Here is a 12877-nt window from a genome sequence, read left to right as displayed (position 1 = left end):
CGGTGCCGGGAGGCGTTCCAGCTCCCGCCGTGCCTTAGCTGTTCCCGCCCAGGTGGACTGTGACCATGGTGCCCGCGCCGGGAACCGGGCCGATCTCAAGCCGCCCGCCGTTCGCGGTGGCGATGCGGGCAGCGGTGGCCAGGCCCAGTCCGGTGCCCGGCGGGTCATCCTCCCGGTACAGGCGGACCAGCGGATCGAGGACGCGTTTGCGGTCGGCCTCGCTGATGCCCTTGCCGTTGTCGACCACCCGCAGGGTTGCCCCGTCCTCGGAGCGGCCGCCGGTCACGCGGATGACCGGCGGGATTCCCGGCCGGCTGTAGGTGATGGCGTTGTGGACCAGGTTCTGCAGCAGCACGCGCATCTGGACGGCGTCCGCGGTGAAGGCCAGGTCATCGCACTCCACCGAGGCGCCATATGCTTCGATGCTGGCGGCCAGGTCCTGGACCACATCCCGCACCAGGTCCGCCAGGGACACCTCGGCTGGCCGGACGTCCCCGCCGATCGTGGCGTAGGACAGGACGTCCTTCACCATGGACAACATGCGCTGGCCGGAGCTGGCCACGGTGTCCAGGTACCCGGCGATGGCCGGGTCATCAAGTTCCCCTGCTTCGTCCCTGGCCAGTTCCACGAATCCCAGGACCGAGGTCAGGGGGTTGCGCAGGTCGTGGCTGATCCGGCCCGCGAACTCAGCCAGGAGGGCATTGCTGCGGTGGGCCTCGGCCAGGGCGTCGGCGAGCTGCCGGGCACGGTGTTCCAGCTGCAGGGCGTCCACCACCTCGGCGGCGAGGATTTCCAGGCCTTTGAGCTGCCGGTCGCTCAGCTGTCCGGTCTCCCGGGCGCCCGCGCAGAGCGTGCCCAGGACAAAGCCGTCCTCGGCCACCAGGGGGATGGACGCGTAGAACCTGATTTCGCCCCGCCTGCCGTCCACGAACGGGTTGGTGTTGTAGCGGGGATCAAGTGAGGCGTCCTCCAGCACGGTGGGAGTCCCGCTGAGGAAACCGACGGCGCACATCGAATCTTCCCGCGAGCACAGGTACGGCTCCATGCCGGCAGTGGCCACCTGGTACTGCAGGTCCTGGGTGATGATGTTGATGGCCGTCACCGGCTGCCCGCAGACCGTCCTGGCCAGTTCCACCAGGTTCTGCAGGCGTTCGGAGGGGAGGGGGACCGCGATGTCCAGGTCCGGCCCCGGCACGGGGAGTCCTGTCCTGGCCAGGATCGCGTCCCTGGCCAGCTCGCTTACCATCACAGGCGGGAACCTTGCGCACACATCGCACCATCATGGCAGATCGCGGTACCCGTGCGTCCACCCTGCAACCGCGTCCGTTTACAGCGGCTCGGGCCGCACCTTCACGTTGCCCAGCGAACGGATCAGCGCCACGGCGGTGATGGACCCGGCCGCCATGATGGACGCCAGCACCACCACCTGGAACCGGCCCGCCTCCAGGGGCGAGGCGCCGCCGAAGATGGCGCCCACGAACGCGCCGGGCAGTGTGACAAGCCCTGTGGTCTTGGTCTGGTCCGTGGAGGGGATCAAGGCCGAGTGCACGGCCTGCCGGGCCTGGATCAGGGTGGCCTGCCGGGGCGTTGCGCCCAGCGCCAGCCAGCCCTCCACCTGGTCCCACTGCTCCAGGACGGCCTCGAAGAACCGGCGCCCCGCAAGGGTGGCGATGGTCATGGAGTTGCCGATCACGATTCCGCCCACCGCCAGCGCATACCGCGGCGAGAACTCGATGGCGCCCGTTCCAAACACGATGGTCACCGTCACCAGGATGCCCGCGGCCATCGTGGCAGCCACCAGGGCAAAGCGCCGCCAAGACCAGGTGAGCCGCCGCGCCGCCGTCACGGACGCCACGCTGAACATGACCAACAGGGCCGCCCCCACCCACAGCGGGTTGGTGATGACGCCGCCCAGCACCAGGCTGATCACCGCCAGCTGGGCCGCGCCACGGAGGATGGCCAGGGCAGGGGAGAGGTACGACGGCGTCCGCGCGCCCCACAGGATGCCCACCGTGAGTGCCGCCAGGACGGCAATGGCCGCCAGGGTGGGCAGCAGCGCGGCGAGGGTGGGCATGCCGCCAGCTTAGCGAAGCACGGGGCCGGCCACGGGAGGCCGGCCCCCGGGGAGCGCCCTAGGAGTCGCTGCTCGGGATTTCGGAGCTGCCGCCGTGAACCCGGCGTCAAGGAATCATTAAGAAATGCCGTTTTGGCACTCCGGGCGTTTTAGCCGGTGCTAGCTTCGCAGGTGGTCGCGGTGCAAAGGGCAGCGCGGAAAGGCAGACATGACCACGTTAAGCAGGCCCCCGGCGGATCCTTCCGCGCCCCACGTGCGCGGCAGGAAGGCATTCCAGGGCTGGCTGCTGTTCGGGCTCCAGGACAGCAAGGGAGCCCACCCCGGACCGGGCGGCGTGCCCACACAACACGAGAAAAAGCACAGCTGGTGGCAGGTCATGTGCCTGACGGGTGTGGACTACTTCTCCACCCTGGGCTACCAGCCGGCCATCGCCGCCCTCGCCGCCGGGGTCATTTCCCCGCTGGCCACCCTGGTACTGGTGGCGGTGACCCTGCTGGGCGCCCTGCCCGTGTACCGCAGGGTCGCCGGTGAAAGCCCCCGCGGTGAAGGCTCCATCGCCATGCTCGAACGGCTGCTGCCGCGATGGGGCGGCAAGCTCCTGGTGTTGGTGCTCCTCGGGTTCGCGGCCACTGACTTCATGATCACCATGACCCTTTCGGCAGCCGATGCCACCGCGCACCTGCTGGGCAACCCGGTGGCTCCCGGGTGGCTCCAGGGTCAGAACGTTCCCGTCACGCTCTTCCTGCTGGCCTTGCTGGCGGCAGTGTTCCTGCGCGGGTTCAAGGAAGCCATCGGCATCGCCGTCGTCCTGGTGGTGTTCTACCTGGGCCTGAACGCCATTGTGGTGGCTGTTACGTTCGCGCAGGTACTCTCGCATCCGGCAGCCGCGGGGGACTGGTGGACCAACCTTTGGGTGTCGCACGGAAATCCGGTGATGGCCGTGGCCATCGCCCTGCTCGTGTTCCCCAAACTTGCCCTGGGGCTGTCCGGCTTCGAAACCGGCGTCGCCGTGATGCCGCAGGTAAGGGGCAAAGCGGACGACACCGAGGAGAACCCGGCCGGCCGCATCCGGGGCACCCGCCGCATGCTCACCACCGCGGCAGTGATCATGAGCGCCTTCCTGCTGACCACCAGCTTCATCACGGTGGTCCTGATTCCGGAACAGGAATTCCAGCCCGGCGGCCAGGCGAACGGCCGGGCCCTGGCCTACCTGGCGCACGAATACCTCGGCGTGGGGTTCGGCAGCGTTTATGACATCAGCACCATCGCCATCCTCTGGTTTGCCGGTGCGTCGGCGATGGCCGGCCTGCTGAACCTCGTGCCCCGCTACCTGCCGCGGTACGGCATGGCTCCGGCCTGGGCCAAGGCCGTCCGGCCTTTGGTGCTCGTCTTCACCCTGGTCGGCTTCCTGATCACCTTCATCTTCAAGGCCGACGTCGATGCCCAGGGTGGTGCCTACGCCACCGGTGTGCTGGTGCTGATGACCTCCGCCGCCGTGGCCGTCACGCTGTCCGCGCGCCGGCGCAGGCAGCGGAACCTCACCGTGGGCTTCGGCGCCATTTCCGTGGTGTTCGCGTATACCACCGTGGCCAACATCTTCGAACGGCCCGAGGGCATCCGGATCGCCGCCATCTTCATCCTGGGCATCATTGTCATCTCACTGCTGTCCAGGGTCCGCCGCTCCTTTGAACTCCACGCCACCCGGGTGCACCTGGACCAGCAGGCGCTCGAGTTCATGTCCAGCACCCTGGACGGACCCATCGCGATCATTGCGCACGAGCCGCTGCGGATGACCGCAGAGGCCTACCGGGACAAACTCGAGTCGGCCATCGAGGTCAGCCACCTCCCACTGGCCGGCGACGCCTTGTTCCTCGAGGTTGTGGTGGATGATTCGTCGGACTTCGAAACCGAGCTGCACGTCCGCGGGGTGAACCGGCACGGCTACCACATCCTCGAAGTCCACGGGCCGGTGGTCCCCAACACCATCGCCTCCGTCCTGCTGCACATCCGGGACGTCACCGGGCTCATGCCGCATATCTACTTCCGCTGGACCGAGGGCAACCCGATCACCAACCTGGTGCGGTTCCTGTTCCTCGGCGAGGGTGAGATTGCGCCGGTGACCAGGGAAGTCCTGCGCGAGGCCGTCCCGGACGTTACCCAGCGCCCGTGGGTGCACGTCGGCTGACCGCGGCCGCAACCCGGACGGCGTCGGCCAACGTGGACGGGACATTCGCACGGAAGGCTGCCTCGGCGTCGTCCTCCCACACGCCGGTGGCGAGCACCACCACGTGCACCATGTCGCCGTAGGAATCGTTGCAGGCCAGGATGTCGCCGGGAACTTTGTGTCCCGGCGTGCCGGATGAGGGCAGGGGCTGGAAGATGATCCACCACGGTTCGCCGTTCTGGTCGGGGAACAGGTAGCCGGCGGGGTGGAGGGCGCGGCCGTTCACCCCGCGGCCGCCGTAGCCCTCCACGGACCCGGCCGTCGCAGCAAACTTGACCCTGCGGCGGTCCTCAGGGCTTTCATCCCATCGCATCTGCGCTCCCTGCCTTCACCAAACGCCTATGACTCCATCAAAGAACCCGGAAGCCGCAACCGGGACGGGCAGGCCGTTTTATTAACGAAACCTTGACGCCCGTCCGATGCGGTCGGGAGGGGCTCGGCCCGGCACCATAATGGGACGCATGGACACTCCCGTCACCATCCGCCCCATGTGCCCCGACGACTGGGACGCGGTCCACGCGATCTACGCCGCCGGCATCGCCACAGGGGAGGTGACCTTTGAGAGCGAGCCGCCCACCTGGGAAGCGTTCGACGGCGTGCGGTTGCCCGGGCACCGGATCGTCGCCGAACATGCGGGGAGTGTTTTGGGCTGGGCCGCGGTTTCCCGGGTCTCGTCGCGCGAGGTGTACCGGGGCCTGGTGGAGCACTCCATTTATGTCGCGCCGCATGCACAGGGCCGCGGCGTGGGCCGGCTGCTCCTGAACGCCCTGGTGCAGTCGACGGAAGCCGCAGGCATCTGGACCATCCAGTCGAGCATCTTCCCCGAGAACATTGCGAGCCTTGCCCTGCACCGGAAGCTGGGCTTCCGGGTGGTGGGAACCCGAGAGCGGATTGCCCGGATCAGCCACGGCCCCAAGGCGGGCCACTGGCAGGACACGCTGCTCCTGGAACGCCGCAGCCACGTGGCCGGGACCGAGTAGAAGAACCTCCCGGCGCCGGGTCCGCGCGTGCGGCCGGTGCCTAGACTGGACATATGCGGGTAGTGAACCCCAGAGGCCCAGGATGAACCTGCAGGCGATGTTCGTGGGTGCCCTGCTGTCCGCCCTCGTGGCGCTGGTCCTGCTCCTGCTGGTGCGGCGGGAACGGCGCACGGGCGTTGTGGCCACGGCAGCAGCGGCTGCCCTCCTGATGCCGATGGCCTGGAATTCCATCCTGAATTGGACCGGAGCGGTCGGCCTGTTCTCGCATGATCTGCCGTTCCCGCCGTTCCCTATCAGCTGGCAGGACACGGGAACCGGAGTGTTCACCCTCGCCGGCGCAGCCATCGCCCTGATGTCGGGGCCCTGCAGGCGCGATGCGGCCCGGAGTGTGGCAGGGACGGCGGCCCTTACCGCGCTGGCCGCCCTGCTGGTGGACGTCTACCTCTACTGAAGGGCCGCCAACGCAGCCGCGGCAGCGGGGAAACCCGCCCCGCACCTACCGTGAGGGAAGCGTCAGGATCTCCGCGCCGTCGTCCGTGATGGCGATGGTGTGCTCCGTGTGGGCCGTCCGGCAGCCTGTGGCGCTGCGGAGCGTCCAGCCGTCGTCGTCCGTCACCAGCTCCGCCGTGTCCGCCATGATCCACGGCTCCAGCGCCAGCAGCAGCCCGGGCCGGAGCTTGAAACCGCGGCCGGGCCGGCCCATGTTGGGCACGTGCGGGTCCTGGTGCATGGTGGATCCGATGCCGTGCCCGCCGAACTGCGTGTTGATGGGGTACCCCGCGTCGGTAAGGACGCGGCCGATTGCGTAGGAGATGTCGCCGATCTTGGCATTCGGCCCGGCGGCGGCTATCCCGGCGGCCAGGGCGCGCTCGGTGGTTTCGATCATCGCCACGCTCTCTGCCGGCTGCGCGTCCCCCACCAGGAAACTTACGGCGGCGTCGGCGGCAACCCCGTTCTTGACGACGGCGAGGTCAAGGGTGAGGAGGTCGCCGTCGGCCAGTTCGTAGTTGTGGGGCAGCCCATGCAGCACGGCATCGTTGACGCCCGTGCAGATGTAGTGGCCGAAGGGCCCGCGGCCGAACGACGGCGCGTAGTCCACGTAACAGGACTCGGCCCCGGCCTCGGTGATCATCTCCTTGGTCCACTGGTCGATGTCCAGCAGGTTGGTGCCCACGGTGGCGCGGTTCTTCATGGCCTGCAGGATGTCAGCCACCAGCGCACCGGTCTCCCGTGCGCGGGCCACTTCAGCGGGGTTCAGGATCTCGATCATTGCGGCGCCCTTCGTCTGCGGCCAAAAGCTCTAGGGGCCATCCTATTTGCCCTTCCTCCGGGCGTTGCAAGGGAGGGGAGGAAGGCGGCGGGATTTGTGTGGATTGCCAAAGACATAGATGAATGTAAATATTTACCTGTGTCTATGTCTTTGGAACTGACCCCCGTCCAGGCCGTCGCCTGCTGCGCGCCCCTGGCAAGGGAGCCGTTGTCCGAGCAGGAAGCCGAGGGAATCGCCCCGCTGTTGAAGGCGCTGGCCGATCCGGTCCGGCTGCGGCTGATGTCCATGGTTGCCTCGCATGAGGGCGGCGAAGCGTGCGTCTGCGACCTGAACGACGCCTTCGAGTTGTCCCAGCCCACCATCAGCCACCATCTGAAGATCCTTCACGAGGTGGGTTTGCTGGACCGGGAAAAGCGCGGGGTGTGGGTTTACTACCGCGCCCGGACGGAGGCGTTGCAGAACCTGGCCGCACTGATCGGCGGGCAGGCCAAGTGACGGTCCTGGCCCGCCGCGCCGCCGCAGAATTCATCGGCACCGCGTTCCTGGTCATGGCTGTGGTGGGCTCGGGCGTGATGGCGTCCAGGCTGTCACCGGACGACGCCGGCCTGCAGCTTTTGCAGAACAGCCTCGCCACGGGTGCCGCGCTGGTGGCGCTGATCGTGGCACTGCAGCCGGTATCGGCGTCGTTCAATCCGGTGGTGACCCTGGTGGAACGCGCGCTGGTCATGATCGATACCGGGACGGCCGCGACCCTGATCGTTGGGCAGGTCCTGGGCGGACTGGCCGGCACCGTGGCCGCGAACCTGATGTTCGGCCTGGACGCGGTGTCCTGGTCCACGCACCAACGCACCGGCCCCTCGCTCTGGCTGGCCGAAGTCATCGCCACGGTGGGGCTGCTGCTGGTCATCTTCGGCACAGTCCGGTCCGGCCGGGCGGACCGGGTGGCGTTCGCCGTGGGCGGGTACATCACCGCCGCGTACTGGTTTACCAGCTCCACCAGCTTCGCCAACCCCGCGGTGACCATCGCCCGGACCGTCACGGACACCTTCGCCGGCATCGCGCCGCCGTCGGCCCCTGCCTTCATTCTGGCCCAACTGCTCGGCGGTGCGCTGGGGTACTTCCTGGTCCGCTTCCTCTACCCCTCCATCGCTTCTTCTGCCGTCGCCACGGCTGACCGAAAGGTGTTCTCATGAGCCGCAAGCCCTCCGTCCTGTTCGTCTGTGTCCACAACGCGGGCCGCTCCCAGATGGCCGCCGCGTTCCTCACGTCGCTCTCGGACGGCGCCATCGAGGTCCGCTCCGCCGGCTCGCAGCCGGCGGAGAACGTCAACCCCGCCGCCGTCGAGGCAATGGCCGAGGTAGGCATCGACATGTCCGCCGAGATCCCCAAGATCCTCACCACCGAGGCCGTGCAGGACTCCGACGTGGTGATCACCATGGGCTGCGGTGACGAGTGCCCCTACTTCCCGGGCAAGCGCTACGAGGACTGGGTCCTGGAGGACCCCGCCGGCAAGGGCATGGAGTCCGTGCGGCCCATCCGCGACCAGATCAGGACCCGCGTCGAAGCCCTGATCGCCTCCCTGATCCCCGCGCAGAGCTGAAAGGTTTGACGCCATGACATCCAAGGAGTCCCTCCCCGTTGCCGTGATCGGCGCCGGACCCGTGGGCCTGGCCGCGGCCGCGCACCTGCTGGAACGCGGGCTGCAGCCGCTGGTCCTCGAGGCCGGTCCTGCCGTGGGGGCTGCCATCCGGCAATGGGGCCACGTCCGCGTGTTCTCCACCTGGAAATACAACCTCGACCCCGCCTCGGTCCGGCTGCTGGAACGCAACGGCTGGGAAGCGCCCCGGCCCACCGCGCTGCCGTACGGCTCCCAGATTGTGTCCGAGTACCTTGAGCCGCTGGCTGCAACGCCGGAACTGAAGGACCGGATCAGGACCGGCTCCCGCGTTGTCGCCGTCACCCGGCAGGGCATGGACAAGGGCCGCAGCCAGGGCCGAGACCAGGCGCCGTTCCTCCTGCGCATAGAGCACGACGGCGGCCAGGTCACCGAGGTGCTGGCCCGCGCCGTGATCGATACGTCCGGTACCTGGAGCAGCCCGGCGCCGCTGGGATCCTCCGGCCTGGCTGTTCCGGGTGAGGCCGAGGCGCGTGCCGCCGGGCTGGTCACCGGGCCGCTGCCGGACGTTGCCGCTGGTGGTTTCGCCGGCGGCCGTACTCTGGTCATCGGTTCCGGACACTCGGCCGCCAACATGGTCCTCGACCTGGCCCGGGTGTCGCGCGCCAACCCCGGGACGGAAGTCCTGTGGGCCATCCGCGCCGCCACGCCTGCGCGTGCCTACGGCGGCGGCGACGCCGATCAGCTGCCCGCCCGCGGCCAGCTCGGGGCCAGGCTCCGCACCGCCGTCGAAAGCGGGTCAGTCCAGCTTCTGACCAACTTCCACACGGCGTCCCTCGAAGTGTATGGTGACGCCGTCACCGTGCACGCCGCCGACGGCCGTAGCGTTGAGGCGGACCGGGTCATTCCTGCCACCGGTTTCCGGCCGGACCTGGGCATGCTCTCGGAACTGCGCCTGGACCTGGACCCCGCGGTGGACGCCCCCAAAGCCCTCGGCCCGCTGATCGATCCGGACTTCCACAGCTGCGGTACGGTTCCGGCCCACGGTGCCCGGATCCTTGAGCAGCCGGAGAAGGATTTCTACCTGGCGGGGATGAAGTCCTACGGGCGTGCGCCCACCTTCCTGATGGCCACCGGCTACGAGCAGGTCCGCTCCATCGCCGCAGCCCTCGCCGGAGACACAGAGGCCGCGGACGCCGTCGAACTTGAATTGCCGGAAACCGGCGTCTGTTCGACGTCCGTTCCCGACGACTCCGGTGACTCTGTTGGCGACTCCTGCTGCGCCGCCCCGGCACCGGTCTCCGTGACCCTCGGGTTCCCCACGGGCCTCCAGCACGGCCGGAGCAGCGAAACCATCTCGGGGTAGGTGCGGCCTGTGTCCTGAGGCAGTTCAAACGGAAAATCCCCGCCTCGCGGACTATTCCCCCACGCGTGGAGCGGGGATTTGTCCGGGAAACGGGGATAAGTGGCCGTCCACTTATGAAACCGAAGGGTCGCCCCAGTTGATGCCAATGGAACGGCCGCGGGCAAAATGGGCGTTCGCGATCTCATTGACTTCGCGGAGGCTCTTCCCCGGATGGGCCAGGCGGATCCACTCGTAGTCCCATTCCTGCAGGTCCCGTTCGCGGCCGGCCCGTTTTTGGCTCCGCATGTGGGCTGTGAGGTCGTCGCCGCTGACAACCGGGCGGGGCGGGGCCCTGACGGGCTGAGGCTTGGGAGTGGGTATCGGGGCGGGACGCGCCGGGGCCTTCGCCGTGCGGACCAGCACCGCCGTCACTGCGACCACGCCAAGGCTGATGAGAATGACCCACCAGAATTTGATGATGAGGGCTATGACGATCAGCACCAGGAAGGGTGCACACCCGATGGTGCCGGAGCGACGCCTCTTTGCTGCCATGGTGTTTCCTCTTGCGACGCGATGAAGCTGTAAAAACCACTTTCGCACCGGGCATGCGCCGTGTCATGAGTATTTACTACTCGAATTTGGGCCTGAACGGCCCCGGGCATTTGACCGCTGAGGTGTCCCTTCAGGAATGATCGATGACTACGGTCAGGCATATCAGTGCCGGTGCATGACCGGAATACCGGGAGGGGCGATTGATGGGCGCATGGGGCTACTTGCCGTTTGAAAACGACGACGCGCTGGACTGGCTCGACGAGCTCGACGGCGGCGGAGCGGAGGTGGTACGCCAGGCGCTGTCGAGGGCGGGTGACAGGTACGTCGAAGCGCCGGACGGGGCGGTGGCGCTGGCGGCCGCCGAGGTCACTTCGGCCAGCCAGGGCAACCCGTTGGGGGAACTGCCGGAGAACGTCACTGACTGGGTGACCGCCCACGCGGCCGCAATCACCGCCGAGGACGTGGAGATGGCTCTCGAGGCTGTCGAACGGGTCGCGGGGGAGAGGTCCGAACTGGCAGAGCTGTGGGAGGACGCCGAGGAACCCAAATGGCGCGAATCGCTCGAGGACCTCATGGAGCGGCTGCGAAGCGCCCTGCGGTAGGCCCGGCCAGATGCTGGCAGGTCACAGCGGGATCCGCGCTGCCTCATCCTGGGGGCCGCCCTGCGGACCCTGGACTCTGTCGTCGGCGACAGCCGGTTGCCGTCGGGCCTTCGCCAGGGACACCAGCAAAGTGATGGTGGTGCCCAGCCAGGCAAGCCCGGTGAGGATCACCAGGACGATCGCAGCCAAGGGGTGCATGGCGAAAGCCTACGACCGTGCCGTTGGAAGTTCCGGGCGCAACTCCGCAACGCCCGGACGCGGAAACGCGAAAAAGGCGCGCCCCTGTTCGCTGGGCGCGCCCTTCTCGTAGTGCCTGTCAGTACTTGGATGCGGCTTTGTTGGCTAAAGTCTGTGCCCGCTCAGGGCTTGCGGCCAGGGAGAACGAGGAGGGCGTCGCCGACGGGGCGCTCTCCGGTGGCGTCGGACGGCGAGTTCACAACCTGGCCGCCCTGGGCCATGGTGGTTGACCCGCCGCCGTCGAGATTGATGGCGTTGACCATTCCCAGGGAACGGGCAACGTCGGCGGCTTCCTTGATGCTCAGGCCCAGCGACGTGGTCTGGCGGCCGTCTGCAGTGACGATCAGGGTCCGGCCCTGCGCGTCCACACCGGCGATCGTGCGGGGGTTGCGCTTGTGGACCCAGCCGTAAAAGAAGCTGTTGCTGTCGTTGGTGCGGGCCATGCCGTCGCGCTTCGCGGTGACGTTCAGCTGGCCGTTTTCAACCAGCGTCGGTCCGCCGTTAACCACGTCCGTGCCGGCATGCGGCTGCAGGGTCTTGCCGCTCCCGTCGAGCAGGTCCGTGTTGACCTTCAGCTTGGCACCCGGGGCAGCCAGGGCGGCGAGCTTATCCGCATCCGCTCCAATCGCCTGGAGGGTTTGGCCGCCGGCCGGGACGGTGGCGCCGCGGGTATGGTTGACCGCGGTGACAGTGCCCTGGGCGTCCAGGAGGACTTCGAGTCCCGGCCCGGACGGCGTGGTGGGGCCGTATTCGGGGGTGAAGGCGATGATTTCGTCCGCGTCCGTGCAGGTGAAGTCGTGCAGCGGCAGGTTGGTGGGGGTGTCGTCGGTGCCGCCGCAGTTGCGGATGAGCCCGGGGACCCGGTTGATTCCGTCCAGGGGAAGCTCTCCCGCCTGGCCCGCGCCGGTGACCGTGCCGTGCCAGTGCAGGCGCTGGACGGACGTCTTGTTTTTATCGATGACCAGGGAGGGCCGGTCGCCCACGGGTTCGCTGAGGACCTTGCCGTCGTGGACTGCGGCGCCGGCAGGGTCGCCCGGCGCGCCGGCGGCGGGGTCCATGACAAAGTAGCCGCCGTTCGTCGCGGCCAGGGCACCTGCGGCGGCAGCGAGTGAGCTGGTGGTTTCGCGGTCCTCGAGGTTCGGGCCGAACGAGGAGGTCAGGTTGCCCCGGAATTCCTTCGGATCGATGGTGAGCACCTGCAGGTTCCAGGGGCCGCGGTCATCCTCGCTGGAGCCGGCGTCACCGTCCCAGCCGGTGTAGATCACGGAGGACTTGTAGCCCGCCGCCTTGATCCGGTCCACAGTGGTGGTTCCGTCGGCCTTGGTGGAGAAGTTCCCGGCCCGTACCCGGTAGCCGAGGTCGCCGCCGGCGTCGGCCAGCTGGGGTGACTGGACGTGCTCCACCCGTGCAGGAACGCCGGCCGCGGTGAGCTTGTCGGCAACCAGTTGGGCCTGCGCCTGGCTGGAGAGGGCGGACGCAGGAGCATCCGGGTCCGGCGATGTGGACGGGACGGCCACTTCGGCGGTCCAGAAGAAGTCCTGGTTGGGAGTGCCCCGGCTGATGGCGGTCCGGGTCAGGCCAGGGGCCAGGGTGGTCACGGTGCGGGTCTCGGGCTGGTCTGCTGCGCCGAGGTCGAGATGGGCGGACTGCGATGGTGCGGCAGCCTGCTGGTCCGCGACAGGAGCGGTGGGTGCCGCCGTGGAGGCGCCGGCCGGGGCCAGGAAGGCAAAAGGGAGGGATACCGCCAGCGCGGTGATAACCGCGCGATGGTGACGATGATTGGGGTTGATCATGGTTACCCACGCTAGGGCGGTGCGGAGCCGGCGGGGGCACCCACACGCCGTTGTTCAGCCCGCCTTCGGGAACTGTTCATCCCACGTTGCATGTGGCGGTCAATGGTTGCCCGGGATAACCAAATGGTTGCCCGAAATAACCAATTTCGTCACGTGCATTTAAGCTCGGGTCCCTAAGTTTTCTG

The 12877-nt window shown here is 68.1% G+C and carries 15 protein-coding genes; 8 read left to right on the top strand and 7 right to left on the bottom strand.

The annotated features are described in order from the left end of the window. Nucleotides 1-34: 34 nt before the first annotated feature. Together ACFO0G_RS04215 and ACFO0G_RS04210 are read right to left on the bottom strand one after the other, a co-directional pair. Nucleotides 35-1246 (bottom strand): sensor histidine kinase, encoded by a 1212-nt coding sequence (locus tag ACFO0G_RS04215; RefSeq protein ID WP_286404570.1) that lies wholly within the window; start codon nt 1244-1246, stop codon nt 35-37. A gap of 81 nt (nt 1247-1327) precedes the next feature. Further along, nucleotides 1328-2074, bottom strand: a complete 747-nt coding sequence (locus tag ACFO0G_RS04210) for an ABC transporter permease (protein WP_376976551.1) — start codon at nt 2072-2074, stop codon at nt 1328-1330. 208 nt (nt 2075-2282) lie between these two features. Here ACFO0G_RS04210 and ACFO0G_RS04205 point away from each other — a divergent pair, with 208 nt between their 5' ends. Continuing rightward, the gene (locus ACFO0G_RS04205) at nt 2283-4259 is read left to right on the top strand and encodes an APC family permease (RefSeq protein WP_376976550.1); all 1977 of its coding nucleotides are present in this window, start codon (nt 2283-2285) and stop codon (nt 4257-4259) included. On the opposite strand, the gene ACFO0G_RS04200 is transcribed toward ACFO0G_RS04205, so the two are convergent. Further along, nucleotides 4228-4611, bottom strand: coding sequence for a hypothetical protein (locus ACFO0G_RS04200; protein ID WP_376976549.1), 384 nt, complete (start codon nt 4609-4611; stop codon nt 4228-4230). The two genes, ACFO0G_RS04205 and ACFO0G_RS04200, sit on opposite strands and share 32 nt — an antisense overlap. A 148-nt stretch (nt 4612-4759) precedes the next feature. Here ACFO0G_RS04200 and ACFO0G_RS04195 point away from each other — a divergent pair, with 148 nt between their 5' ends. Beyond that, nucleotides 4760-5278 (top strand): GNAT family N-acetyltransferase, encoded by a 519-nt coding sequence (locus tag ACFO0G_RS04195; protein WP_376976548.1) that lies wholly within the window; start codon nt 4760-4762, stop codon nt 5276-5278. An 82-nt stretch (nt 5279-5360) separates the two neighbouring features. Next, the gene (locus tag ACFO0G_RS04190) at nt 5361-5729 is read left to right on the top strand and encodes a hypothetical protein (RefSeq protein ID WP_376976547.1); all 369 of its coding nucleotides are present in this window, start codon (nt 5361-5363) and stop codon (nt 5727-5729) included. A 45-nt stretch (nt 5730-5774) separates the two neighbouring features. Here the strand turns inward: ACFO0G_RS04190 and map are convergent, their stop codons facing one another. After that, a complete protein-coding gene (map, locus tag ACFO0G_RS04185) occupies nt 5775-6548 on the bottom strand; it encodes a type I methionyl aminopeptidase (protein WP_376976546.1) in 774 nt (257 codons plus the stop codon). Nucleotides 6549-6692: 144 nt separating this feature from the next. Here map and ACFO0G_RS04180 point away from each other — a divergent pair, with 144 nt between their 5' ends. The 4 genes from ACFO0G_RS04180 to ACFO0G_RS04165 are packed head-to-tail and all read left to right on the top strand — an operon-like array spanning nt 6693 to nt 9529. After that, nucleotides 6693-7043 carry an ArsR/SmtB family transcription factor gene (locus tag ACFO0G_RS04180; protein WP_142135147.1) on the top strand — a complete coding sequence of 117 codons (351 nt, stop codon included), beginning with the start codon at nt 6693-6695 and terminating at the stop codon, nt 7041-7043. Continuing rightward, nucleotides 7040-7741 (top strand): aquaporin, encoded by a 702-nt coding sequence (locus ACFO0G_RS04175; RefSeq protein ID WP_376976545.1) that lies wholly within the window; start codon nt 7040-7042, stop codon nt 7739-7741. Before ACFO0G_RS04180 ends, ACFO0G_RS04175 begins: the two co-directional genes overlap by 4 nt. After that, the gene (locus tag ACFO0G_RS04170; protein WP_376976544.1) at nt 7738-8148 is read left to right on the top strand and encodes an arsenate reductase ArsC; all 411 of its coding nucleotides are present in this window, start codon (nt 7738-7740) and stop codon (nt 8146-8148) included. The genes ACFO0G_RS04175 and ACFO0G_RS04170 overlap by 4 nt, the downstream gene beginning before the upstream one ends. A gap of 13 nt (nt 8149-8161) precedes the next feature. Next, on the top strand, nt 8162-9529 hold the full coding sequence (locus ACFO0G_RS04165) for an FAD-dependent oxidoreductase (protein ID WP_376976543.1): 1368 nt from the start codon (nt 8162-8164) through the stop codon (nt 9527-9529). A gap of 111 nt (nt 9530-9640) precedes the next feature. On the opposite strand, the gene ACFO0G_RS04160 is transcribed toward ACFO0G_RS04165, so the two are convergent. Continuing rightward, nucleotides 9641-10060 carry a hypothetical protein gene (locus tag ACFO0G_RS04160; RefSeq protein ID WP_376976542.1) on the bottom strand — a complete coding sequence of 140 codons (420 nt, stop codon included), beginning with the start codon at nt 10058-10060 and terminating at the stop codon, nt 9641-9643. A gap of 203 nt (nt 10061-10263) precedes the next feature. Here ACFO0G_RS04160 and ACFO0G_RS04155 point away from each other — a divergent pair, with 203 nt between their 5' ends. Next, a complete protein-coding gene (locus ACFO0G_RS04155; RefSeq protein ID WP_376976541.1) occupies nt 10264-10662 on the top strand; it encodes a DUF4259 domain-containing protein in 399 nt (132 codons plus the stop codon). A gap of 21 nt (nt 10663-10683) precedes the next feature. Here ACFO0G_RS04155 and ACFO0G_RS04150 read toward each other — a convergent pair whose 3' ends face one another. Continuing rightward, the gene (locus tag ACFO0G_RS04150; protein ID WP_286398671.1) at nt 10684-10860 is read right to left on the bottom strand and encodes a hypothetical protein; all 177 of its coding nucleotides are present in this window, start codon (nt 10858-10860) and stop codon (nt 10684-10686) included. 161 nt (nt 10861-11021) lie between these two features. Then, nucleotides 11022-12692, bottom strand: a complete 1671-nt coding sequence (locus ACFO0G_RS04145) for a phosphodiester glycosidase family protein (protein WP_376976540.1) — start codon at nt 12690-12692, stop codon at nt 11022-11024. Nucleotides 12693-12877 lie beyond the last annotated feature (185 nt).

Origin of the sequence: Arthrobacter sedimenti (genome assembly GCF_042652025.1) — a bacterium.
GTDB lineage: Bacteria > Actinomycetota > Actinomycetes > Actinomycetales > Micrococcaceae > Arthrobacter > Arthrobacter sedimenti.
Note: the sequence above shows the minus strand (reverse complement) of the source record. Positions and strands in the feature narration are given on the sequence as shown.

Coding starts and splice junctions, on each gene's coding strand:
- ACFO0G_RS04215 (WP_286404570.1), bottom strand. CDS start 1,246: ATGGTAAGCGAGCTGGCCAGGGACGCGATCCTGGCCAGGACAGGACTC.
- ACFO0G_RS04210 (WP_376976551.1), bottom strand. CDS start 2,074: ATGCCCACCCTCGCCGCGCTGCTGCCCACCCTGGCGGCCATTGCCGTC.
- ACFO0G_RS04205 (WP_376976550.1), top strand. CDS start 2,283: ATGACCACGTTAAGCAGGCCCCCGGCGGATCCTTCCGCGCCCCACGTG.
- ACFO0G_RS04200 (WP_376976549.1), bottom strand. CDS start 4,611: ATGCGATGGGATGAAAGCCCTGAGGACCGCCGCAGGGTCAAGTTTGCT.
- ACFO0G_RS04195 (WP_376976548.1), top strand. CDS start 4,760: ATGGACACTCCCGTCACCATCCGCCCCATGTGCCCCGACGACTGGGAC.
- ACFO0G_RS04190 (WP_376976547.1), top strand. CDS start 5,361: ATGAACCTGCAGGCGATGTTCGTGGGTGCCCTGCTGTCCGCCCTCGTG.
- map (WP_376976546.1), bottom strand. CDS start 6,548: ATGATCGAGATCCTGAACCCCGCTGAAGTGGCCCGCGCACGGGAGACC.
- ACFO0G_RS04180 (WP_142135147.1), top strand. CDS start 6,693: ATGTCTTTGGAACTGACCCCCGTCCAGGCCGTCGCCTGCTGCGCGCCC.
- ACFO0G_RS04170 (WP_376976544.1), top strand. CDS start 7,738: ATGAGCCGCAAGCCCTCCGTCCTGTTCGTCTGTGTCCACAACGCGGGC.
- ACFO0G_RS04165 (WP_376976543.1), top strand. CDS start 8,162: ATGACATCCAAGGAGTCCCTCCCCGTTGCCGTGATCGGCGCCGGACCC.
- ACFO0G_RS04160 (WP_376976542.1), bottom strand. CDS start 10,060: ATGGCAGCAAAGAGGCGTCGCTCCGGCACCATCGGGTGTGCACCCTTC.
- ACFO0G_RS04155 (WP_376976541.1), top strand. CDS start 10,264: ATGGGCGCATGGGGCTACTTGCCGTTTGAAAACGACGACGCGCTGGAC.
- ACFO0G_RS04150 (WP_286398671.1), bottom strand. CDS start 10,860: ATGCACCCCTTGGCTGCGATCGTCCTGGTGATCCTCACCGGGCTTGCC.
- ACFO0G_RS04145 (WP_376976540.1), bottom strand. CDS start 12,692: ATGATCAACCCCAATCATCGTCACCATCGCGCGGTTATCACCGCGCTG.